This is a genomic window from Sphingomonas sp. SRI_018, assembly GCF_057586275.1.
On the sequence record NZ_JBYCZO010000002.1, the window covers coordinates 105,562 to 127,416 of the forward strand.

General features: G+C 69.8%; 19 protein-coding genes. 9 read left to right on the plus strand and 10 right to left on the minus strand.

Features of this window, described 5'->3' with window-relative positions:
- Nucleotides 1–200: 200 nt before the first annotated feature.
- Genes gabT through AC2YHA_RS12440 form a run of 3 tightly spaced genes read left to right on the plus strand, consistent with a single transcriptional unit; the run spans nt 201 to nt 3,582 of the window.
- Nucleotides 201–1,478 (plus strand): 4-aminobutyrate--2-oxoglutarate transaminase, encoded by a 1,278-nt coding sequence (gene gabT / locus AC2YHA_RS12430; protein ID WP_487401820.1) that lies wholly within the window; start codon nt 201–203, stop codon nt 1,476–1,478.
- Nucleotides 1,475–2,944, plus strand: a complete 1,470-nt coding sequence (locus AC2YHA_RS12435) for an NAD-dependent succinate-semialdehyde dehydrogenase (protein WP_487401821.1) — start codon at nt 1,475–1,477, stop codon at nt 2,942–2,944. Before gabT ends, AC2YHA_RS12435 begins: the two co-directional genes overlap by 4 nt.
- The gene (locus AC2YHA_RS12440) at nt 2,941–3,582 is read left to right on the plus strand and encodes an FMN-binding negative transcriptional regulator (protein WP_487401822.1); all 642 of its coding nucleotides are present in this window, start codon (nt 2,941–2,943) and stop codon (nt 3,580–3,582) included. The genes AC2YHA_RS12435 and AC2YHA_RS12440 overlap by 4 nt, the downstream gene beginning before the upstream one ends.
- Before the next feature lie 158 nt (nt 3,583–3,740).
- On the opposite strand, the gene AC2YHA_RS12445 is transcribed toward AC2YHA_RS12440, so the two are convergent.
- The 7 genes from AC2YHA_RS12445 to AC2YHA_RS12475 form a co-directional block, all read right to left on the minus strand.
- Complete coding sequence (locus AC2YHA_RS12445) at nt 3,741–6,077, minus strand: TonB-dependent receptor (RefSeq protein ID WP_487401823.1); 2,337 nt, start codon at nt 6,075–6,077, stop codon at nt 3,741–3,743.
- Between the two features lie 165 nt (nt 6,078–6,242).
- On the minus strand, nt 6,243–7,430 hold the full coding sequence (locus tag AC2YHA_RS12450) for an acyl-CoA dehydrogenase (protein WP_487401824.1): 1,188 nt from the start codon (nt 7,428–7,430) through the stop codon (nt 6,243–6,245).
- 15 nt (nt 7,431–7,445) lie between these two features.
- A complete protein-coding gene (locus AC2YHA_RS12455; protein ID WP_487401825.1) occupies nt 7,446–8,837 on the minus strand; it encodes an aminotransferase in 1,392 nt (463 codons plus the stop codon).
- Entirely contained in the window at nt 8,834–10,237 is a 1,404-nt protein-coding gene (locus AC2YHA_RS12460; protein ID WP_487401826.1) for a peptide MFS transporter, read from the minus strand. The genes AC2YHA_RS12455 and AC2YHA_RS12460 overlap by 4 nt, the downstream gene beginning before the upstream one ends.
- Nucleotides 10,234–11,382, minus strand: a complete 1,149-nt coding sequence (locus AC2YHA_RS12465; protein WP_487401827.1) for a serine hydrolase domain-containing protein — start codon at nt 11,380–11,382, stop codon at nt 10,234–10,236. The genes AC2YHA_RS12460 and AC2YHA_RS12465 overlap by 4 nt, the downstream gene beginning before the upstream one ends.
- Nucleotides 11,383–11,401: 19 nt before the next feature.
- Entirely contained in the window at nt 11,402–12,832 is a 1,431-nt protein-coding gene (locus AC2YHA_RS12470) for a P1 family peptidase (RefSeq protein WP_487401828.1), read from the minus strand.
- 133 nt (nt 12,833–12,965) lie between these two features.
- On the minus strand, nt 12,966–13,715 hold the full coding sequence (locus AC2YHA_RS12475; protein WP_487401829.1) for a hypothetical protein: 750 nt from the start codon (nt 13,713–13,715) through the stop codon (nt 12,966–12,968).
- Nucleotides 13,716–13,803: 88 nt separating this feature from the next.
- On the opposite strand from AC2YHA_RS12475, the gene AC2YHA_RS12480 reads away from it, so the two are divergent.
- Nucleotides 13,804–14,643, plus strand: coding sequence for a LysR family transcriptional regulator (locus AC2YHA_RS12480; protein WP_487401830.1), 840 nt, complete (start codon nt 13,804–13,806; stop codon nt 14,641–14,643).
- Between the two features lie 92 nt (nt 14,644–14,735).
- Nucleotides 14,736–15,284, plus strand: coding sequence for an Ivy family c-type lysozyme inhibitor (locus AC2YHA_RS12485; RefSeq protein ID WP_487401831.1), 549 nt, complete (start codon nt 14,736–14,738; stop codon nt 15,282–15,284).
- Nucleotides 15,285–15,290: 6 nt separating this feature from the next.
- Here AC2YHA_RS12485 and AC2YHA_RS12490 read toward each other — a convergent pair whose 3' ends face one another.
- Entirely contained in the window at nt 15,291–16,754 is a 1,464-nt protein-coding gene (locus AC2YHA_RS12490) for a S41 family peptidase (protein ID WP_487401832.1), read from the minus strand.
- Nucleotides 16,755–16,875: 121 nt separating this feature from the next.
- On the opposite strand from AC2YHA_RS12490, the gene AC2YHA_RS12495 reads away from it, so the two are divergent.
- Nucleotides 16,876–17,436 (plus strand): 2'-5' RNA ligase family protein, encoded by a 561-nt coding sequence (locus tag AC2YHA_RS12495; RefSeq protein ID WP_233784589.1) that lies wholly within the window; start codon nt 16,876–16,878, stop codon nt 17,434–17,436.
- A gap of 438 nt (nt 17,437–17,874) precedes the next feature.
- Complete coding sequence (locus AC2YHA_RS12500) at nt 17,875–18,219, plus strand: LysR family transcriptional regulator (protein ID WP_487401833.1); 345 nt, start codon at nt 17,875–17,877, stop codon at nt 18,217–18,219.
- A 501-nt stretch (nt 18,220–18,720) separates the two neighbouring features.
- On the opposite strand, the gene ung is transcribed toward AC2YHA_RS12500, so the two are convergent.
- Together ung and AC2YHA_RS12510 are read right to left on the minus strand one after the other, a co-directional pair.
- Entirely contained in the window at nt 18,721–19,419 is a 699-nt protein-coding gene (ung, locus tag AC2YHA_RS12505; protein WP_487401834.1) for a uracil-DNA glycosylase, read from the minus strand.
- Between the two features lie 21 nt (nt 19,420–19,440).
- Nucleotides 19,441–20,142: an endonuclease III domain-containing protein gene (locus AC2YHA_RS12510; protein WP_487401835.1), complete on the minus strand. Its 702-nt coding sequence runs from the start codon at nt 20,140–20,142 to the stop codon at nt 19,441–19,443.
- A 192-nt stretch (nt 20,143–20,334) separates the two neighbouring features.
- Between AC2YHA_RS12510 and AC2YHA_RS12515 the strand changes: the two genes are divergently transcribed.
- Both AC2YHA_RS12515 and AC2YHA_RS12520 read left to right on the plus strand, forming a co-directional pair.
- Nucleotides 20,335–20,850 carry a YciE/YciF ferroxidase family protein gene (locus AC2YHA_RS12515; RefSeq protein ID WP_233784584.1) on the plus strand — a complete coding sequence of 172 codons (516 nt, stop codon included), beginning with the start codon at nt 20,335–20,337 and terminating at the stop codon, nt 20,848–20,850.
- A gap of 1 nt (nt 20,851) precedes the next feature.
- Nucleotides 20,852–21,847, plus strand: coding sequence for an ATP-dependent DNA ligase (locus tag AC2YHA_RS12520; protein WP_487401836.1), 996 nt, complete (start codon nt 20,852–20,854; stop codon nt 21,845–21,847).
- The last annotated feature ends 8 nt before the right edge of the window (nt 21,848–21,855 follow it).

The window sequence follows — 21,855 nt, forward strand, 5'->3', positions numbered from 1 at the left end:
GGGGGAGGACGGCGACCGGCCATCGGTGTGCTTCCTCCCCCTCCGTCACGCTTCGCGCGCCACCTCCCCCTGGCGGGGGAGGATTGAGCAAAAGCCCGACGGTGATTCGCATGCACCACCGCCGCTCTCGTTCGCATCTTATTCCGACCGACGCAGGGTGACAGTCTGGCGGCCTGTTCGCTTGTCTTCGAAAGGCCGCCATGCAGTCCAACGCCGCGCTCCACCGTCGCCGTCTCGAGGCGATCCCGCGGGGCATCGCCAACGTCACCGCGATCGCCGCCGACCGGGCGGAGAACGCCGAGCTGTGGGACGTCGAGGGGCGGCGCTACATCGACTTCGCGGCAGGGATCGCGGTGCTCAACACGGGGCATCGGCACCCCAGGGTGATGGCGGCGGTCCATGCGCAACTCGACAGGTTCACGCATACCGCCTTCCAGGTCGTCGCCTACGAGCCCTATGTCGCGCTGGCCGAGCGGCTCAACGCGCTCGCACCGGTCGCGGGGGATGCGCAGACGGTGCTCTTCTCGACCGGCGCGGAGGCGGTCGAGAATGCGGTGAAGATCGCCCGCCGCGCGACCGGGCGGGCGTCGGTGATCGCGTTCACCGGCGCGTTCCACGGGCGCTCGCTGCTGACGATGGCGCTGACCGGCAAGGTCGCCCCCTACAAGACCGGCTTCGGGCCGATGCAGGGCGGCATCCACCACGTGCCCTTCCCCTCCGGCGACGTCACCGTCGCGGAGAGCCTGCGCGCGCTCGACCTGCTGTTCGCCGCGAGCGTCGATCCCGGACAGGTCGCCGCGATCATCATCGAGCCGGTCCAGGGCGAAGGCGGCTTCCATCCGACGCCGCACGAGCTGCTGCGCGCGCTTCGCGACATCTGCGACCGCCACGGCATCCTGCTGGTCGCCGACGAGGTGCAGACCGGCTTCGCCCGCACCGGAAAGCTGTTCGGTATCGAGCACAGCGGGGTCGAGCCGGACCTGATCACCGTGGCCAAGGGGCTCGCCGGCGGCTTCCCCCTCGCCGGGGTGATCGGGCGCAAGGCGGTGATGGACGCGTGCGACCCGGGCGGGCTCGGCACCACCTTCGGCGGTTCGCCGATGGCGTGCGCGGCCGCACTGGCCGTGCTCGACGTGATCGAGGAGGAGCGGCTGTGCGAGCGTGCCGCCGCGATCGGAGCCGCGCTTTCCGCCCGCATCGCCGGGTTCGCGGGGCGCAATGACTTGACCCGCGTCTCCGCGCCGCGCGGACTCGGCGCGATGGTTGCCTTCGACATCCTCGACGATGCCGGCGCGCCCGACCCGCAAGCGGCGAAGCGGGTGGTCGCGCGGGCGCTCGACCGCGGCCTCATCATCCTCACCTGTGGCCCGCTCGGGCAGGCGATCCGTATTCTGGCGCCGCTCACCATCCCGGATGCGCAGCTGGCGGAGGGGCTGGACATCCTCGAGCAGGCGCTCGCCCGGGAGAGCGGCGAATGACCGACCCCATCGCCCTCGCCCGTCCCGAGCTGCTGCGCCGGTCGGCCTATGTCGGCGGACGCTGGATCGACGGCGATGCGACCCTCGCCGTCTCCAACCCGGCGACCGGGGCGGTGATCGGCACGGTCCCCGATCTCGACGGCGCAGCGGCGCGCGATGCTGTGGCGGCGGCCGAGCGTGCGCTGCCCGCCTGGCGCGCGCGTTCGGCGAAGGAACGGTCGGAGATTCTGCGCCGCTGGCATGACCTGATCGTCGCGCACCGCGAGGACCTGGCGCGCATCCTCACCAGCGAGCAGGGCAAGCCGCTCGCCGAGGCGCGCGGCGAGGTCGGGTCGACCGCCGCCTATCTCGAATGGTTCGCCGAGGAGGCGCGGCGCATCTACGGCGATGTGATCCCGGCCAACCAGGCCGACCGGCGGCTGATCGTCACGCGCGCGCCGGTCGGCGTCGTCGCGGCGGTGACGCCGTGGAACTTCCCCTCGTCGATGATCGCGCGCAAAGTCGCGCCCGCGCTCGCCGCCGGTTGCACGATCGTGCTCAAGCCGTCGGAGCTCACCCCCTTCTCCGCGCTCGCGCTGGCGGTGCTGGCCGACGAGGCGGACGTGCCGGCCGGCGTGTTCAACATCGTCACCGGCGCCCCCACACCGATCGGGGACGTCCTCGTCGGCGATCCGCGCATCGCCAAGTTCAGCTTCACGGGGTCGACCGCGGTCGGCAAGCAGCTCGCCGCGCGCTGCATGGCGACGGTCAAGCGCGTCTCGCTCGAGCTCGGCGGGAACGCGCCGTTCATCGTCTTCGCGGACGCCGACCTCGATGCCGCCGTCGCCGGCGCGATGATCGCCAAGTTCCGCAATGCCGGCCAGACCTGCATCTGCGCCAACCGCATCTTCGTCGAGGCGCCGGTCTACGACGCCTTCGCCGCCAGGCTCGCCGAGCGCGCCGCCGCGCTGCGGCTCGGCGATGGTCTCGCGGACGGCACCGATCAGGGACCGCTGATCAACGCGGCTGCGGTCGACAAGGTCGCCCGCCATCTGAGGGACGCGGTCGAGCGCGGTGCCCGGATGCTGACCGGCGGCGGCACCGCCGAGGGCAGCTTCTTCGCGCCGACGGTGCTTGCCGACGTCGATCCGCAGTCGCTGCTGTGCCGCGAGGAGACCTTCGGCCCGCTCGCCGCGCTGATCCGCTTCGAGGGCGAGGCGGAGGCCGTCGAGCTCGCCAACGAAGGCCGCGCGGGCCTCGCCGCTTACGTCTATACGCGTGACATGGCGCGGTCCTATCGGATGGCCGAGGCGCTGGAGTATGGCATGGTCGGCATGAACACCGGCACCGTCTCGACCGAGGTCGCGCCGTTCGGCGGGGTCAAGGAGTCCGGACTCGGCCGCGAAGGGGCGCGGCACGGCATCGACGACTATGTCGAGATCAAGCTGATGGCGGTCGAAGTGCCGCCGCTCGCCGCGGGCGCATGACCGCGCCGGGGCAAGCCAGGCCGGGCCTGTTCGTGCCTGACGTCTACCGCGCCGATGATCCGGCGGCGATCGTCGGCACCTATCCCTTCGCGCTGCTGATCACGACCGACGAGGCGGGCATCCGCGCCACCTCCTGCCCGATCGTCTTCGAGCATGACGCCGCCACCGACCGGCTGCTCGGCCATATGGCGCGGCGCAATCCGCATGCGCCCGCGTTGTCGGCGGGGCAGCAGGTGCTGGCGGTGTTCTCCGGGCCGCACGCCTATGTCTCGCCGCGCTGGTATGTCGAGAAGCCGCAGGTGCCGACCTGGGACTATGTCGCCGCGCATGTCCGCGGCACGCTCGAGCCGATCGACGACGAGGCCGGCCAGCTCGCCGTGCTGGAGCGCACCGCCGCCTGCCTGGAGCGCGGCGCCGATCGGCCCTGGACGCTCGACAACGCGCCGGAGGGCCGCGTCGCGATGCTGCTGCCGATGATCCGCTCCTTCCGTATCCATGTCGACAGCATCGAGGGCGTCGCCAAGCTCAGCCAGTCGCACCCGCCCGGCGACCGCGCGCGCGTCGCCGAGGCGCTGATGCGTGACGACGACACCCGCACGATCGCGCGGATGATCGCCGACCTCGACCGGCCGCGCTGAACCGCGGGGGAGCCGGAGTTTGACCTACTCGACTTGAAGCAGCCGTTCCCCGGCGAAGGCCGGGGCCCAGGATCAAACCGCTCGCAACTGGGCCCCGGCCTTCGCCGGGGAACAGATACACACGGGCCAATCAGGCTCCAGGCTCTCCCCCATCTCCCTCAATAGCGATAGGTCGCCGTAAGCCCGATCGTCCGCGGGCGGACGGTCGCGTTGGTGATCAGCGGCGATCCCGGGAACAGGCGGTAGCGCGCCAGTTCGGGATGGTTGTTGGTGAGATTGTTCACGAACAGCGACAGCTCGGCCCCGTCGCGCCGGATACCGGCCCGCGCGTTGATGATGTTGGTCTCATCGCCGTTGGTGATGACCGGGTCATAGCCGAATGCGTCGGGATTGTTGCGAGGCCCACGCTGACCGTAGGAATAGTCGAACCGCACGAACCCGTCGCGGTCGGCGCCGCTTCCCCCCAGCTGGAAGTCGTACTGGCCGGACAGGGTGAAGCTCAGCTTCGGCCCCCGGTAGACATAGTCGCCCTTGCCGAAGATCAGCAGCCCACTGCCGCCGTAGACATCCTCGTCGTAGGTGGCGTGGGTATAGCCCATCACCAGCCCCAGCGTCAGCCCGTCGCTCGGCCGGCCCTGCAGCGCCAGGTCGAAGCCCTTGCTGGTCGCCTGCCCCGCATTGGCGATGAAGCTCGATCCGCAGGTCGGCAGGTACAGCGATGTCTGGATGTTCTTCCACTTGATGTAGAAGGCGCTGGCATCGACCGTCAGCGCACCGCCGAGGAAGCCGCCCTTGGTGCCGAGCTCATAGGACCAGACGCTGTCGGAATCGTAGCTGGCCGGCGACTGGTCATAGCCGAGGCCGCGGACGTCGGGCTCGCACAATGCCGGCACGCGGGTCTGCGCTCCGCCGGCGCGGAAGCCCTTGGCGAACGAGGCATAGACGAGATTGTCCGGCGTCACCTGCCAGGAAATGCCGAACTTGGGCGTGACCGGCGTCTCCTTGGCGCTGCCCGATGTGTCGATCGTGCCCCCGGCGAAGGGGCCGATCGCATATTGCGCGTGGTCCACCTTGACGTGGGCGACGCGCACGCCCGCGGTCAGCGTCAGCGTGTCCGTGGGCTTGAAGTCCACCTGCCCGAACCCGGCGAGCTGCCGCGTCCGGCTGCGGGTGATGCTGTCGTAGATGTAGAAGTCGGGCAGATAGCCGGTACCGAAGAAGCCCTCGATCCCGAACGCGTTGTTGAAGGCGTTGCGGATCAGCGTGTCCATGAATTCGTCGCGGTTGCGCTGATAGGAGCTCTGCCGCTCGTTGCTGTAGAAGCCGCCGATCACGAAATGGAACGGCCCGCTGCCGTTCGACTGCAGCCGCACCTCCTGCGTGAAATTATGCTGTTTGTCGCCGAAGAAGCCGGTCGCGACCTGGCCCGGCAGCGTCGGATAGGGATGGCCCGGCGAGACCAGCTCGGCATCGAAATTGGTATAGTCGCGGGTCTCGCGCTGGTTGCGGTCGAACCATGACGTCGTGGAGATCAGCGTGACGCCGCCGAAATCCCAGTCCACGCCCAGCGAGGGCAGCACATAGCGGTCGCGCTGCGGCTGCGCCTGGACATAGCCGTTGCGGAAGCGGGTGTCGCCGCGGTCGGTCAGCGCCTCCCAATAGCCGCCGGTGTCGTCGATCTTGACGTTCTGGTAGTAGACCGACGGCGTGATCGTCAGCCCCTCGACCGGCCGCCAGCCGATCGCGGCCTTGAAGGCGAGCGAATTCTCCGAATTGGCGTCGGCCGTGACCGTGCCCGTGTTCGAATCGACCCGGTCGACCCAGCCGCCGTCGCGCCGGAACCAGGCGCTGGCGCGGAAGGCGAGCACGTCCTTCACGATCGGTCCGCCGACCGCCGCGCCCGCCTCATAGGTGGGATCGCCGTTCTCGGTGAAGGCGACCTCGGCGCGGGCATAGCCGCTGTAGCGGTCGTACCCCGGCTGCGGCGTGATGAAGCGCACCGCGCCGCCCTCCGCGCCCGCGCCGAACAGCGTGCCCTGCGGCCCACGCAGCACCTCGACGCGCTGCAGGTCGAAGATCTTGGGATAGGTGTTGGCCGAGCTGAAGCCGACCGCGCGCGACTGGATCGGCACGTCGTCGATGTAGATGCCGGTGGTCGCCGCGCCGTCGGTCGACTGGATGCCGCGGATGGCGATGTTGGTGTTCGATCCCGAGAAGCGGCTCTCGCGCCGAAAGTTGAGGCCCGGCGTCAGGCGGGCGATGTCGTTGACGTCGCGCACGCCCTGGCTGTCCATCTTCGCCTGGCTGAGCGCGGCGATGCTGGCGGGCACGTGGCTCAGCTGCTCATCGCGGCGGCTGGCAGTGACGATGATGTCGTCGGCGTCGGCGGGCGCCTCCGCCGCCTGGGCAGGCGCATCCTGCGCGGCCGCGCTCGCCAGCCACCAGGGCGATGCCAGCATCGTCGCCGCCGCCAGCATCCTGTAACGTCCGCTCATTCTCGATCCTTCCCTGGCAAGTCCGGATGTGCCTCTGCGGGCGTGGCTGTTGCCGATCCGGTCGTGATGCTCCTGCGGACCTCGATGATTGCCGAACCATGCTGCACCGCCAGATGCCAAAGAGTCGATGGCTGGTGCCCATCGGTCACCACCGGAGAGCGTGCGTCAGCCACCCGGCACGAACGCCGGTATCCCGGTGATCGCACGTCCGAGAATCAGCGCATGGATGTCGTGCGTGCCCTCGTAGGTGTTGACCGTCTCGAGGTTGATCATGTGGCGGATCACATGGAACTCGGCCGAGATGCCGTTGCCGCCGTGCATGTCGCGTGCGGTGCGGGCGATCTCCAGCGCCTTGCCGCAATTGTTGCGCTTGATCAGGCTCACCATCTCCGGCGACCAGGTGCCCGCGTCGATGTTCCGCCCCACCGCCAGCGCCGCCCCGAGGCCCAGCGCGATCTCGGTCGCCATGTCGGCGAGCTTGAGCTGCGGGATCTGGTTGGCGGCGAGCGGCCGTCCGAACTGGCTGCGGTCAAGAGAATATTGGCGCGCGCGATGATAACAATCCTCGGCCGCGCCCATCGCTCCCCAGGCGATGCCGTAGCGCGCCTTGTTGAGGCAGCCGAACGGCCCGCCGAGGCCCCGCGCGCCGGGGAGGAGATTCTCCTCCGGCACCAACACCTCGTCCATCACGATCTCGCCGGTGATCGAGGCGCGCAGCGACAGCTTGTTCTCGATCTTGGGGAAGCTCAGCCCCGCCATGCCGCGCTCCAGGATGAAGCCGCGGATGACGCCGTCGTCGTCCTTCGCCCACACCACCGCGATGTCGGCGATCGGCGAATTGGTGATCCACATCTTGCTGCCGGTCAGGCGATAGCCGCCGTCGACCCGCCGCGCCCGGGTCTTCATGCCCCCGGGATCGGAGCCGGCATCGGGCTCGGTCAGGCCGAAGCAGCCGACGATCTCGCCCCTGGCAAGACGCGGGAGATAGGCCTGCCGCTGCGCCTCGCTGCCATAGGCATGGATCGGGTGCATGACGAGGCTCGACTGCACGCTCATCGCCGAGCGATAGCCCGAATCGGCCCGCTCGACCGCGCGCGCGACGAGGCCGTAGGCGACATGGCTCACCCCCGCGCAGCCATAGCCGTCGATCGTCGCGCCGAGCAGCCCGAGCTCGCCGAGCTCCGACATGATCTCGCGGTCGAACCGCTCCTCAATCGTTGCCGACAGGACGCGCGGCAGCAGCCGCTCCTGCGCATAGGTCTCGGCGGTGTCGCGCACCATCCGCTCCTCGTCGGTGAGCTGCGCGTCGAGCAGGAACGGGTCGTCCCAGCGAAAGGGGGTGAAATCGGCCATCGATCGGTTCCAGGATCAGGCGGCGGCGCGCGTGTCGTCGAGGCGCGGCCGGCAGGCGTCGAGCGCGTCGCGGATGATGTCGACCATGCGGTCGATCTCGGCATGGGTGATGACCAGCGGCGGGCTCATCACCAGCGAATCGCGCACCGCGCGGATCATCAGCCCCCGCTCGATGCAGGCATCGCGCAGCATCGGCCCCGCCGTTCCTTCCGCGCCGCCGAAGCGCCTGTTCGTCCCCTTCTCGGCAACGATCTCGATCGCGCCGAGCAGGCCGAGCGAGCGCACCTCGCCGACCAGCGGATGGTCGGCCAATCGCTCCAGCGCCGCGGCGAAATAGGGACCGCTCTCCATCTCCGTGCGCTCGACCAGCCCCTCGCGCTCGATGATGCCGATGTTGGCGAGCGCCACCGCCGCCGCGGTCGGATGGCCCGAATAGGTATAGCCGTGGACGAAGGGCTTGCCCGCGCCGCGGATCGTCTCGACGACATGATCGGCGACGCCGACCGCGGAGATCGGCAGATAGCCCGACGACAGCCCCTTCGCCATCGACACCAGATCGGGCGCGACGCCGAAATGCTGGAAGCCGAACCACCGCCCGAGCCGCCCGAATCCGCAGATCACCTCGTCGCAGCCGAGCAGCACGCCATATTTGCGCGCGATCGCCTCGACGCGCGGCCAATAGCCGTCGGGCGGGATGATGACGCCGCCCGCGCCCTGCACCGGCTCGCCGAAGATCATCGCGACCCGCTCCGGCCCCACCTCCAGGATGCGCCGCTCGATCGCGTCGGCGGCGCGCGCGGCGAAGGCGTCCGGGTCCTCGCCGAACCCCTCGTTGAAGCGATAGGGCTGGAGGACATGCTCGATGTCGGGCACCCACGGCCCGCCCTGCGCGCGCATCGCGGCCATCCCGCCCATGCTGACGCCGCCGATGGTCGATCCGTGATAGCCGTTGGTGCGGCCGATGATCACCGTGCGCTGCGGCTCGCCCTTCACCTGCCAATAATGGCGCGCGGTACGGATCAGCGTGTCGACCGCCTCGGAGCCCGAGCTGTTGAAGAAGACGTGGTTCAGCCGGCCGCCGAGCAGCTCCGCGATCTTCGCGGCGAGCTCGATCGTCGGCGGCGCGGCGGTGCGGAAGAAGCTGTTGTAGAAGGGCAGCTCGCGCATCTGGTCATAGGCGGCGCGCGCCAGCTCCTCGCGGCCATAGCCGACCTGGACGCACCACAGCCCTGCCATCGCGTCGAGCAGCGCGTTGCCCTCGGCATCGTGGATCGTCGACCCCTCGGCGCGCACGATCACGCGGCTGCCGCCAGCGGCGCGCTGCAGCCCCCAGTCCTGCTGCGCCGGCAGGTGATGCGCGACGTCGAGACGCCGGAGGCGGTCGTTGTCGTAGGTGCGGTCGGTCATGATGCTACTCCTGAACGATGGGGCGCGCCGATGCGGAGCAGGCGCGTGAGCGGGCGGTGCAGCGCGACGATCAGCACCGCCGCGGCGCCGACGACGGCGGCGTGGATGGCCCAGAAATGCGATGGCGGAACGGTGCCGTAGAAGCGGCCGAGCCAGCCGCTCGCGATCGATCCGAGGAAGATGCCGACGTAGTAGACCGACACCATCAGCGCATTGACCGAGGCGGGCGCGGCGCGCGCGAACAGCGCCAGCGCGATCGGCACGACATAGAGATAGCCGAAGGCGCAGGTGAGGTGGAACAGCACCGGCCACAGCATCGGCACTCGCGTGCCCCCCGACAGCGCCTCGCCGACGACGAGCCACAGGCACGCCCCCGCGAACACCGCGCAGCCGAGCGCGACCTTGCCGAGATCGGACGGCTCCGCGCGCCGGCGCTCCTGCCACCGCCAGATCGCCATGCAGACGGGCGCGAACAGCAGCACCGCGATCGAATCGACCGACTGGAACCAGGTGATCGGCACGCTGAGCCCGAACAGCCCGCGGTCCACCCGGTCGCGCACCCACAGCGGATAGCTGTTCCACACCTGCGTCTGCGCCACCCAGAACAGGGTGACGAGCGCGAGGACGATCAGCAGGCCGAGGATCGGCCTCACATCGCTCCGTGCCAGTCGCGGCGCCTCGCCGCCGGCAGCGAGGCCATCCGGCGGCAGGTGCCGGTGCCCCGACAGGTAGACGCCAAGGCCGATCAGCATCCCGACCCCCGCCGCGCTGAAGCCGTAATGCCAGCCGTAGAGCTCGCCCAGCGTCCCGCAGATCAGCGGCGCGACGGCGGCGCCGACGTTGACGCCGACATAATAGATCGAGAAGGCACGGTCGCGGCGCGGATCGTCGCGCGGATAGAGCGCCCCCACCTGTGCGGCGAGATTGCCCTTGAGCAGCCCGCAGCCGACCAGCAGCGCCAGGATCGCGATCAGGAAGGCGCCCTCGAACGCCATCAGGAAATGCCCGGCGACCATCACTGCCGCCCCCAGCGTGACCGCGCGCGTCCGCCCGAGCACGCGGTCGCCGAGCAGGCCGCCGAAGATCGGCGTCAGATAGACGAAGCCGCCGTAGAGGCCGAAGGTCTGCGTCGCCAGCGCCTGCGTGGAGAGCGGCCCGAACAGCGCCTCGACCATATGGCGGTAGCCGGCGAAGCCGAGCACCTGGTCGACATGGCCGGGCTGGAGCAGATAGCCCGCCATGTAGAGCACCAGCAGCGCCTGCATCCCGTAGAAGGAGAACCGCTCCCACGCCTCCGTGAAGACGATATAGGCGAGCCCGCGCGGGTGCCCGAACAGCGTCCGCTCCCCGGCCGGCGGGGCGAAGGGGGCGATCGGCTGCACGGCCGCGGCGCCGCTCACCCGAGCGCCTCGACCACGGCGTTGAAGAAGTCGTTGTCCTCGATCGCGTCGGCGCCGAGCGGCTTCGACCGCGTGCTCCACACGACGATGACCACGCGCTGCTTCGGGTTGACGTAGATATATTGGCCGAAGATGCCGCCTGCCCGGAACGCGCCGTCGCCATAGCCGCCGTCGCTGCCGGCGATCGGCCACCACATCAGCCCGTAATGGCCGCGCCCCGGCGCCGGGATCGCGCAGCCGCCGGATTCGGCGACCCACCCCTCCGGCAGCACGCGCTCGCCGTCGATCACGCCGCCGCCGGCGATGAACAGCCCGAAGCGGCCATAGTCGCGCAGCGTCGCGCTGAGCCCGCTGCCCGCGACCTCCAGCCCGCCCGGCGATTCGAGCCACCAGAAGGCGTCCTGGTCCATGCCGAGCCGCGACCAGATCCGCTCCGACAGATAGTCGGCGAGCGGCCGCCCGGTCGCGGCGCGGACCAGCGCGCCGGCGACATGCGTCTCGCCGGTGCTGTAGTTCCATACCGTGCCGGGCTCGGCGACGCGCGGCAGGCTCGCCATGAAGTCCATGATCGCGCCCGGCTGCTGCGTGAGCTGGAGGTCGAGCATCCGCCGCCGGTCCGACGCCGGGTCGAGGTAATCCTCGCTCCAGCGCACGCCGGACGCCATCATCAGCAGCTGCCGGACGCTGACGCCGTCATAGCCCGAGCCCGCGAGCTCGGGGAGGTAGCGGGTGAGCGGGTCGTCGAGCGAGGCGATGAAGCCGTCGTTGATCGCCACGCCGACCAGGGTCGCGGTGATCGACTTGGCCATCGACATCGACATCCAGCGCGTGCGCTCGTCATGGCCGAGCTCGTGGTTCTCGAACGCGATGGCGCCGTCCTTCAGGATGAGGAGGCCGATGCCGCGGTTGCGCGAGACATAGTCGTAGAGGTCGCAGCTCTTGCCGTTCGACCGGAATGACAGCTCCGGGAACGGCGCGTCGCGTCGCGGCAACGGGCGCGCGGCCATGCCGCGGCGGACCATGCGCGTCGGGAAGAGGTGCTCGAACCGGCGGAACGCCTCGAGCTGCCGGCCGGGAAGCAGGTGCCCGGCGTAGGTGGCGTGGAGCAGCTCGGCCGGATCGGCTTCCTCGATCGGCTCGGTCATCGGCTGAAGGCGCGGCACGTCAGCGGTCGGTCCTCTGCGCGACCTGCTGCCACGATCCGGGATTGATCGTCAGCATCCCGTTGCCGTCGAAGCGCAGCAGCATCGGATAGCGACCCGGCACGGTGAAGTCGGTCGCGGTCACCGGCAACAGCTCGACCGGCTGGCCGCGCTTGATCGAGAAGATGTCGTACTTGCCGGTCGCCTCGCCGAACAGCTTGCCCTCGCGCGCGGTGACGCGGAGCTCGGCGATCGGGCTGAAACGATAGTCGCCGGCATAGCCCTCGAGCACCGCCTGCCCCGCGACGGCGCGCTTCGCCGGCACCGGCGCCGCCGGCTGCGGCGGCACCGAGGCGAGAATCGCGTCCCACATCGCCTCCGACGCCAGCGTGGCGACGTCGACCGAGCCGAAGCCCAGCGTCGTCTCGCCCGGATCGACCTCGTCGGTCGAGACGGCGTAGAGGACGTCGCCATCGAACATGGTCTGAAACGGCTGGATGCCGCGCGCCATCGAGCTGTGGACCTGGATCGCGAGCCGCTGCAGCTCGGCCGGGCTCATCTTCACGTTGGTGACGACCAGGCTGACCGTCGTGTTCTTGCGTCCCTTGTCGGCCGAGGAGGCGAGCAGCCCCGACAGCCGCTTCTCAGAGAAATCGGTGAGCAGCTGGCTCGTCTTCACGTCTTTCGGCCAGGCGGGATCGGGATAGCAGGCGACCAGCTTGCCGTCGCGGTCGGTGACGGCGCCGAATGCGTTGACGACGGTGAAGGCGGCGATCTTGACCGGTCCGACCTGGCGGAAGGCGCCGCCCTGCCCCGAATGGGCGTCGCAGCCGAACAGGCTGCCCGTCATCGCCGAGCGGCCGGCGCCGCGCGCGCCGAGCGGGAAGATGCCGGGACGCGCCGCCCTCAGCGCCGCCTGGGCGAGGCGCTTGTCCGGATAGATCTCGTTCAGCCGCCGGCCGCCGAAGTCGTAGATGATCGCGCCGACGGCGAGGCCGATATTGTCCCAATAGCCGCTGCGCACCCCGTCGTCCTTGAGCGCGGTATCGACGGCAGTGGTCGCCTCGAGCCCGTACCAGGAACCGCCGGCGAAGACGACCGCATCCAGGTCGGGCGTCTCGTAGCCGAGCCGCAGGAAATCGGTGTTGACCGTCCCCGGCGCCCCGCCGCGCACGTCGACCGCGCCGTGCACCTTGCGGCCGAAGCGGAACACGGTGACGCCGGTCGGCCCCTCCTCATATTCGCCGGTGCCGATGCTGAGCATCGGCCAGTCGAAGCGCAGCGTCCTCCCGCCGTCGGAGTTGAGCACAGGGCGGAGCCCGTCCTGGTTTGCGGACGGGGGGCTCTGGGTCGGCTGCGCGTCCTGCGCCACCGCGGCGGGAACGCCGCCGGCCAGGGCGACCGCAGCGGCGAAGCCGCGCCACAATGACGAACCCGTCCCGCGCCGATCCATGCCTGTCTTCCCCACCCGCAGCCACACTCCCATGACCATCATCGAGCGATGATGCGCCAGGAGCCGCGATAGCAGAAGATGACAAGAGCACGACCATTGGTGCTGTGGGGACACCAGGCCGGGACGGCGTAGATCAGGGCAGCAGCGGAATTCCCGGGATCAGCGACAGCCGCGGCTCGTAGCTCCAGCTTTCGGTGTCGATCGACGCGACGCCGTCGAGCACCGGCTGGATCGCGGCCGGCTGCGCGCCATAGGCGCCGGCCAGGAGCGACGACAGCGTGCCGCCGGCCCGGCCGAGGTCCGCCCAGCGGTCCCGCGCCAGCAGGACCATATAGGCAGGAACCCGTCCCCCGCGCAGCTTGCGATACCAGCTCACGCGCAATCCGGGGACCTTGCGCGTGGCCATCGCGCCGATCGCGCGCTCGAACGCCAGCTCCTCGCTGGGATCCACCTGGATGAGGAACACGTCCACGGTCCGGCTCGGCTCACGGTCCTCCAGCGGGGTGGCGGTGGATGGCTCCGGCCACAGCTCCCATGTCTCGACGTCGACCGGCTCGGCATGGGGCGCCGCCGTGCGCGCGAAATCCGCGCCGTCGCCGGCAATATCGGGCCGCGCGTCGAGGTCGGCGAAGCTGGCGCCCGCGGTCGCATCGATGAACTGCCCCCGCCGCGGGCCCGACTGGACGGTCCAGGCATACCAGACGAGCCGATCCCGCTGGCGGGCATGCCAGCCGAGATGCGCGCGATAGCCGCTCTCGAACCGGGCGCGATCGGTGAGGCGATAGCTGTAGAATTGCGCGATCCGCTTCCCGTCGTCCGGTTGCGCCTGCGCGATCGCAGGGGCCGCGAGGACAATGGCTGCTGCCAGCAGAAACGAGCGCATCGTGGTATCTCCTCATGCACTCGTTAGGCGCGCGGCTATCATTCCAAAATTCTTTCCTCTTGCCGCTAATCTTCGATACAGATGAATGATGGACAGCAGCACCCTGCGGCGCGCGGCCGTGTTCCACGCGGTCGGCCTGGCCGGCGGCATCACGGCGGCCGGGCAGCGGATCGGAAAGTCGCCGCCGGCCGTGCACGCCGATCTGCGCCGGTTCGAGCGCGAGGTCGGAATCCGGCTCACCGAGCGTGTCGGGCGCTCGCTCCGCCTCACCCCCAAGGGACGCGAGATATTCGACGTGGTCGGGCGCGCCCTGTCCGACATCGACCGGGTCTGCGCCGCGATCGGCTCCGACGCGCCGGTCGTCTCGCCGCTCCGGCTGGGGGCGGTCACCGGCTTCGGCCGCTATCGCCTGGTCCCCGCGCTCCTTCCGCGCCTGCCGCTGGAGCAGCGCCTGGTCCTGCACACCGACAGCCAGGACGCGTTGCTGGATGCGCTCGGCCGCGGCGAGATCGACCTTGCCCTGACCTATCGCCCGGTGGTGGCCGCGCCGTTCGAGAGCCTGGCGGTCGCGGAGGAGGAACTCGTGCTGGTCGGCGCCGCCGGAACCGCCGACGCCGGCGCCGGCCGGCTGCCCTTCGTCACGTATGACGAATATGAATATGTGTTCGGCCGCTGGTTCGCCGAAATCGTCGGCAGCCAGCCGCCGTTCCTGCGGCGCCACGACCATTTCGAGGAGCTCGAGGAGGCGCTGGCCAGCGTCGCGGCCGGGCGGGGTGCGACGATCGCGCCTGCGGATGCCTGCCGCGCCTTCGGCCTCGAGACCGCCGCCCCGGCCTGCCGCAACGGCATCTTCCTGTGCGGCAGCAAGGCCGCGTTGAGGACGCCGGAGGCGCGCCTGATCGCGGCCTGCCTGAAGCAGCCGGGCTGAACCCGCCGGCCGCAAAGTCGCTTGCCGCCGGTGCGCTCTCCGTCATGATCGCATCGACACGGTCGAGTCGGCCGGCGAACAGGGAGGATGTCATGATCGATCGTTCGCGGACGGGAGCGGCGCTGGCCGCCGCGCTGCTGCTCGCAGGCTGCGGCGGGAGCGGGGAAGGCGAACCCGCCAACCAGCCCGCCGCCAACGCCGCCGCGGATGCGGTCAACGCCGCGGTCGCCGCCAATGACGCTGCCGCCAACCCGACCAACGCGGCTGCGGCCGATCCCGGCCCGCTCGCCGCCTATGTCGGCCGCCATCCGTCGGAGAAGGTGGATGGCCGCACCTTCCTCGACGAGCCGCTGGTCAAGGCTGCGGTCGGCGCGGTGGCGAAGGATGCCAAGGCGCGCGACTTCGTGTTCAAGTACGACGGCCCCGACGCGCCGATCGTGATGAGCGAGGGCCGCGTCCTCGCCTGGGGCTGCGAGAAGCACAATTGCGGCTATCACAACTGGTCGGTCGCCATCACGCCCGATGGGGCGAGCGCCGAGGTCTGCTATTACGAGAACGAGGATTCGGTCGAAGGCCGCTCGACCTGGTACCTGCCAGGCGGCAAGACGGAAACGCGCCCCGGCAACTGCCCCTCCGAATAAGTTGGCCTAGAACGCCCCCGGCACCTCGCGCTGCATCGTGGTCGGCCGCGCCGGCGCCAGCAGCTCGCGGCCGCCCGGTGCGCTCACCTTCAGCTCGCGCGTCGCCGCGCTGGCGGTGCTGATCCGCGTGCAGCTCCGCCCGGCGAGGAAATCGAGCGCCGCCTTGGTCGACGCCTCGCGCGGGTCGCCGAGCGGATAGCTGATGTCGTCGCTCGCCTGGCAGCTCGCCTCGACGGTGCTGGCGAGGCCGTTGAAATAGCTGCCCTGGTGAGCGGCATTCTCCAGCGCGAAGGCGATCACCCGCAGTCGGTCGTCGCAGGCGGTCTTGTCGATCGCGATCTGGCCGACCGGCTTGCCGTAGGTGTTGGTGCCGATCAGCGCCATGTTGGCGTGGAGATAGGGGAGGAAGCCATTGATCACGAGCTCGCTCGCCGACGCGGTGCCGCCGCTGCCGATGAAGGCGATCCTGGCCGGTGCCACCGCCTCGGACTGTGCGGTGAAATAATGGGTCTCGTTCTCCGAAGCCTTCTCGGGCCGGAAAGTCACATGGTCGAACACATCGGATCCGGTGCGGTTGGCTCCCATCAGGTCGCCCATCAACTCCGCGATCGAAAGCAGGCCGCCGCCATTGTAGCGCAAGTCGACGATGAGCTGGGTAATGCCCTGCGCGCGGAAATTGGCGAAGGCCTGGCGCAGCGCGGGATCGGCGGTGTTGATGAAGGTGCGCAGGTTGAGATAACCGATCTTGCGCCCGCCGTCGTCGAGCACCTTGGCGCCGTAGCGGCTGGAGACCGGCGTCAGCGCGAAGTCGGTCTTGGCGAGGGTCACGGTGCGCGTGCCGCCCGCGTCGGCGACACGCAGCACGCGCGCGGTGCCGGCGGTGTCGGGGCCGAGCGCGTCGGTCAGGCCGGCGGTACCCGCGCTCGCGATGATGTCGCTGACGTTGCGCAGGTTCGATGCTGTCGTGCCGATCGCCAGGATCTCGGTGCCGCGATCGATCCCCGCGGTCAGCGCCGGCCCGCCCTCGAAGGATTCGATGATGAACAGCCGCTGCCCGCCGAGGCCGAGCCGGAAGCCGAAGCCGGCGCTCGATCCCGATTCATAATAGGCATTCTCCTCGGCGATCGAGGTCAGATAGGTGAAATAGCGGTCGCGCCCCTGCGACCGCGCGGTCGCGGTCAGCGCGTCGAGATAGGAGTCCACCGTCGGGTAGACGCCGGGATCGAGGCTCGCCGGCAGCGTCTCGGGGAACAGATACCATTCGCGCATCTGCGCCGCGACCCAATCCTGCCGTTCGCGCAGGCTGCAGCCGGCGACGGGGGTCGGTGTCGGGGTGGGTGTAGGAGTTGGCGTTGGAGTCGGCGTCGGGCTCGGCGCAACCACCGCGCCGGGGCCACCCCCTCCGCCGCCGCATCCTGCCAACAGCGCCGCCAGAGCCAGCGCCGCACCCAAACGTCCCCGCTTCGCCACTGCCGCGTCCCCCGGTCGATGACGCTCCCTTGTCGGCGCGGACCGCCGCCGCGTCAATCGCTCATCGACTCTTCGATGTGCGGAACATATAAAGAACGAAATCGACGATTCGGAGGCATGAATGTTCCAGGAGCTGCCCGGGTCCGCACCCGTCCGATACCGCCCGTTCTTCGCGATCAAGCCCGCGGACGAGGTGCTGGCGCCGATCGCAGGGATGCGCCGGACCTATTGCGGAGAGGGCACGCCGGTCCGATCCGAGCACGCCCACATCACCCTCGAGATTTTCGACGATCATCCCCGCCGGCCGGACGAGCTGATCGCCGAGCTGGTCGCTATCGGCAATGCGGTGGAAGCGGCGGCGTTCGAGCTGATGCTCGACCGCGTGGTCGGCACCGTCCGATCGGTGGCATTGCGGCCGGGGCGGCGCTCGACCGGGCTGGCGCTGCTCCAGCGCGCGATCCATGCCGAGGTCGATCGCGCCGGGCTCAAGGCGCGCGAGGGATGGAGCTTCAGCCCGCACCTGACGCTCGGCTATCGCGAGGGCGAGGCGTTCAGCCGCGCGGTCGCGCCGGTCGCATGGCAGGTCGACGAGTTCGTGCTGATCCACAGCCATGTCGGCGCGACCCGGCACGAGATCGTCGGACGCTGGCGGCTGATGCCGGAGCTGCCGCTGTTCCAGTGAGGGCCGTGGGCCATTCCGGATGAATCGTGCGCCGACAGGTGTGGATGGCAAGGAAGAGAGGGTTCACGCGAAGGCGCGAAGACGCGAAGAAGAAAGGAAAAGAAGGATTTTCGCGCAGAGGCGCAGAGGCGCAGAGGTGATTCGTTTGCGGCCCCGTCTCGCGTCAGCGAGACCTTCAGTCTTTGACGTGCGACAAGCTTGAAAGCCGCTGGCGCGGCTGCATGTGCGGCAAGCGACGTAACCTCTGCGCTCTCTGCGCCTCTGCGCGAACAAAATCTTCCTTCTTCTTCGCGTCTTCGCGTCTTCGCGTCTTCGCGTGAACCAATATATCGGCATTCACCCCAAGTATCGGCCAAGCGCCCGCCGAACCGGACCCCGGCGCGCCATGTGTCGCAAAACCCCTTCCAATGTAGGATTTGATCTGTTCTATCCTCATCGATGGAACAGCATCCCCACCGCAACCAGCCGCCCGCGCGCGACGCCGCGCCGGTGGCGCCCCGAACCCTCCAGCCGCGCGTCCCGCCGGACCGCGCGCAATGGACGCCCGCCTTGCAGCGCATCTTCCTCGCCGCGCTGGCCGAGAGCGGCAGCGTCGCGCGCGCGGCGCGGGCCGCGGGCATGTCGCGGTCGGGCGCACACCGGTTGCGCCGGCGCCTCGCCGGCACGCCGTTCGATCGTCTATGGGAGCACGCGCTCGCGCTCCATGCCCGCCGGATGGCCGATCCGTTCGCGCACGATGGTGCGCCGGCTGCCCGTCCTGCCGCGTCACCGGAGCGCGCATGACGCCGGGACGCCGCCTGCCTGTCGCGAACCACGCGCGTCGGCGGCGCCTGTCCGTCGCACCGGTGTCGCGCCCCTGTCGCCGGGGTGGCGCGTCGATGGCGCGTATCTGTCACTCGGGCGGCGCGCCGGTGGCGCCTGCCCGTTACCCGGGTGGCGCGTCGATGGTACCTACCTGTTACCCGGGTGGCGCGCCGGTGGCGCCCTCCCGTCGCCTCGCCGGCGCGTCGGCCTTGCCTCCCCTCGTACGGCCGACGCAAACCCCCCGCCGAGTCAATTTGGTCAACCTCGGCCGGCTCTAGAGCGGATCGACATTTGAGGTTGCAGGTCTTCCGTAGCCCGTCACCCGGCCGTCACCCCGGACTTGTTCCGGGGTCCACTGTGCTTCGCCGACTGCGCTCGAAACCTCTTGCCCAGTCCTTGCCTCCCGGTGGACCCCGGAACGAGTCCGGGGTGATGGTGAGGAAGATTGAGATGTCGTCACTCCCTCAAATGTCGATCCCTCTATTCCAGTGCAGGCAGCGCCCAGTCGATCGGCGGCAGGCCGCGGCTCTCGAGGAAGGCGTTGGCCTTGGAGAAATGCCGGCAGCCGAAGAAGCCGTTGTGCGCCGACAGCGGCGAAGGGTGCGGCGCCTTCAGCACCAGGTGCCGCCCGCCGCGCTCGATGCTGTCGACCGCCGCCGCCTTGCGCTGGGCGTGGCTGCCCCACAGCAGGAACACGACCGGCTCTTGCCTAGCGTTGACCTGCCGCACGATCGCATCGGTGAACTTCTCCCAGCCGCGGCCTTGGTGCGAGGCGGCGAGGCCCATCTCGACCGTCAGCACCGCGTTGAGCAGCAGCACCCCCTGCTTCGCCCAATGCTCGAGGAAGCCGTGCCGCGCCGGCGTGATGCCGAGGTCGCTCTCCATCTCCTTGAAGATGTTGACCAGGCTCGGCGGCGTGCGGACGCCGGGCTTGACCGAGAAGCACAGGCCGTGCGCCTGGCCGGGGCCGTGATAGGGGTCCTGCCCGAGGATGACGACGCGCACCTGGTCGAGCGGCGTCAGGTCGAGCGCGCGGAACCATTCGCTGCCGGCGGGGAAGATGCGCTTGCCGCGCGCCTTCTCCTCGACCAGGAAGCTGCGCAGGTCCGCCATATACTGGCTGTCGAACTCGCCACGCAGCGGCTCCAGCCAGCTCGGATGCAGTTTGATCTCGGCCATGGCCATTCGATGGGCGGGCGTTCAGGCGGATGTCAATCGGTTAGCTCGGCGCCGGCAGTCGGCGGAGAGCGGGCAGGCGCTGCATTGCGGTGCCTCCGGCCGGCACAGCGTCTGGCCGAGCCGCTTGCAGGCGATGTGGAACCACAGGAAGTCGGCGCCGGACCAGTGCGGCATCGCCGCGGTCATCGCCTCGCTCGCCGCCTGCGCTTCCGCTGTCCTGGAGACGAAGCCCAGCCGTCGCAGCACGCGCAGCACATGGCTGTCGACGATGAACACCGGCCGCGCGAGCGTACTCGCATTGAGCGTCGAGGCTGCCGCCTTCCGCCCCACCCCCGGGAAGCGCTCCAGCCAGGCCAGCGCGTCATCGAGCGGCATCTCGCCCAGGAAATCGAGCTTGTAGCCGTGCCGTTCGCGGCCGATCCGGCGCAGTGTCTCGAGGAGATGGGCCGCCTTGTCCTCGGCGAAGGTGACGTCGCGGATCGCCGCCAGCACCTCGCGCCGCTCGGCCGCCGCCAGCCGTCCGACCGATCCGAACCGGCGGCCCAGCTGCCGATAGGCTGCGAGCGACACCTCGTCGCGGGTGCGGCCGCTGATCATCGACTTGACGAGCTGTCCGATCGGCCTCCGCGGCTTGCCCGGCACCACGCCGGCGGCCAGCGGCGCCAATGCCGCCCGCCAGCGCTCGATCTCCATCTCCGCACCGAAGGCGAATCGTTCCTGCATGGCGCGGTCAGTTTAGAACATATCGTGAACAACAACAAAGCCCCTTCGCGCTCGGCCGATCGCATTCGGCGACAAAAAGACTCTTGGGTACAGCAACTTGAGTCCTGCCGCCGCGTTGTTGCCGGGTGCCGGCGCGTTTCCCCCTTTACGCGCCGGCACATCCCGAAACCGATCAAGGGCAAGGAGTCCGCCATGGGCCTGTTCAGCAAGGACATCGCAACGCTCGACGACCTGTTCCTGCACACGCTGCAGGACATCTATTACGCCGAGAACCAGATCACCAAGGCGCTGCCGAAGATGGTCGACAAGGCGACCTCGCCCGATCTCAAGGCGGGGTTCGAGGTGCATCTCAGCGAGACCGAGGGCCAGATCCGCCGGCTCGACCAGGTCTTCGGCCTGCTCGGCAAGGAGCCGCAGGGCGTCACCTGCCCGGCGATCGACGGCATCATCAAGGAAGCCAACGAGATCGCCGGCGACATCGCCGACAAGAAGGTGCTCGACGCCGCGCTGATCGCCGCCGCCCAGGCGGTCGAGCATTATGAGATCACCCGCTACGGCACGCTGATCGCCTGGGCCAACCAGCTCGGCCAGAGCCAGGCGGCGTCGATCCTGGCCGAGACGCTGGCCGAGGAGAAGGCGACCGACGAGAAGCTGACGACGATGGCGGAGGGCCAGGTCAACGCCGAGGCCGAGTTCGCCGACGCCTGACGTGACGGCGCCGATCGTGCCGATGGAGGCGAAGCTCGCCGCCGGGCTTCCATCGGACGAGGGGTGGCAGTTCGAGCCCAAATGGGACGGCTTCCGCTGCATCGCGCTGCGCGACGGCGACCGCGTCGAGCTGTGGTCGAAGGCGGGCAAGCCGCTCGGCCGCTATTTCCCGGAGGTGGTCGCCGCGCTCGCCGCGCTGCCGGCGAAGCGGTTCCGCCTCGACGGCGAGCTGATCGTGCCGGTGGGCGGCAGCCTGTCCTTCGCCGCGCTGCAGATGCGGCTGCATCCCTCAGCCAAGCGGGTCGCCAGGCTCGCCGCCGAGACGCCGGCCGAGCTGATGCTCTTCGACGACCTCGACGATCCGGCCGCCCCGCTGACCGAACGTCGCTCCGCGCTGGAGGCCTTCGTCGAGAGGAATCCTTCGCCCGCACTCCACCTGTCGCCCGTCACCCGCGATCCCGCCCGCGCCCGCGAGTGGCTGGCGGAGACGGGCGGCGCGCTCGACGGCGTGGTCGCCAAGCGGCTCGACGAGCCCTACCGGCCCGGCGAGCGGGCGATGGTGAAGGTCAAGCGCCTGCGCACCGCCGACTGCGTCGTCGGCGGCTTCCGCTATGCGACGGGCAAGCCGGTGGTCGGCTCGCTGCTGCTCGGGCTCTACGACGAGGGCGGCCGGCTCGACCATGTCGGCTTCACTTCGAACATGCCTGACCGCGTACCGCTTACGAGACGGCTGGAGGCGCTGATCGCACCGCCCGGCTTCACCGGCGACGCGCCGGGCGGCCCCAGCCGCTGGTCGACCGAGCGCTCGGCCGAATGGCAGCCGCTGCGGCCCGAGCTGGTAGTGGAGGTCCGCTACGACCATGTCACCGGCCAGCGCTTCCGCCACGGCACGGCGTTCCTCCGCTGGCGTCCCGACAAGGCGCCGCGCCAGTGCACGCTCGACCAGCTCGAGCCGGAGGCGAGTCCGGCGGTGGTCGGTGCCGCTTTGGCGGGCTAAGGGATGGC

Excerpts from the sequence above, each read along its gene's own strand:
- AC2YHA_RS12515 (WP_233784584.1), top strand. The coding sequence starts at position 20,335 with ATGGGCCTGTTCAGCAAGGACATCGCAACGCTCGACGACCTGTTCCTG.
- AC2YHA_RS12455 (WP_487401825.1), bottom strand. The coding sequence starts at position 8,837 with ATGACCGACCGCACCTACGACAACGACCGCCTCCGGCGTCTCGACGTC.
- AC2YHA_RS12480 (WP_487401830.1), top strand. The coding sequence starts at position 13,804 with ATGGACAGCAGCACCCTGCGGCGCGCGGCCGTGTTCCACGCGGTCGGC.
- AC2YHA_RS12470 (WP_487401828.1), bottom strand. The coding sequence starts at position 12,832 with ATGGATCGGCGCGGGACGGGTTCGTCATTGTGGCGCGGCTTCGCCGCT.
- AC2YHA_RS12485 (WP_487401831.1), top strand. The coding sequence starts at position 14,736 with ATGATCGATCGTTCGCGGACGGGAGCGGCGCTGGCCGCCGCGCTGCTG.
- ung (WP_487401834.1), bottom strand. The coding sequence starts at position 19,419 with ATGGCCGAGATCAAACTGCATCCGAGCTGGCTGGAGCCGCTGCGTGGC.
- AC2YHA_RS12495 (WP_233784589.1), top strand. The coding sequence starts at position 16,876 with ATGTTCCAGGAGCTGCCCGGGTCCGCACCCGTCCGATACCGCCCGTTC.
- AC2YHA_RS12445 (WP_487401823.1), bottom strand. The coding sequence starts at position 6,077 with ATGAGCGGACGTTACAGGATGCTGGCGGCGGCGACGATGCTGGCATCG.
- AC2YHA_RS12465 (WP_487401827.1), bottom strand. The coding sequence starts at position 11,382 with ATGACCGAGCCGATCGAGGAAGCCGATCCGGCCGAGCTGCTCCACGCC.
- AC2YHA_RS12500 (WP_487401833.1), top strand. The coding sequence starts at position 17,875 with ATGGAACAGCATCCCCACCGCAACCAGCCGCCCGCGCGCGACGCCGCG.
- gabT (WP_487401820.1), top strand. The coding sequence starts at position 201 with ATGCAGTCCAACGCCGCGCTCCACCGTCGCCGTCTCGAGGCGATCCCG.
- AC2YHA_RS12475 (WP_487401829.1), bottom strand. The coding sequence starts at position 13,715 with ATGCGCTCGTTTCTGCTGGCAGCAGCCATTGTCCTCGCGGCCCCTGCG.
- AC2YHA_RS12450 (WP_487401824.1), bottom strand. The coding sequence starts at position 7,430 with ATGGCCGATTTCACCCCCTTTCGCTGGGACGACCCGTTCCTGCTCGAC.
- AC2YHA_RS12440 (WP_487401822.1), top strand. The coding sequence starts at position 2,941 with ATGACCGCGCCGGGGCAAGCCAGGCCGGGCCTGTTCGTGCCTGACGTC.
- AC2YHA_RS12510 (WP_487401835.1), bottom strand. The coding sequence starts at position 20,142 with ATGCAGGAACGATTCGCCTTCGGTGCGGAGATGGAGATCGAGCGCTGG.
- AC2YHA_RS12435 (WP_487401821.1), top strand. The coding sequence starts at position 1,475 with ATGACCGACCCCATCGCCCTCGCCCGTCCCGAGCTGCTGCGCCGGTCG.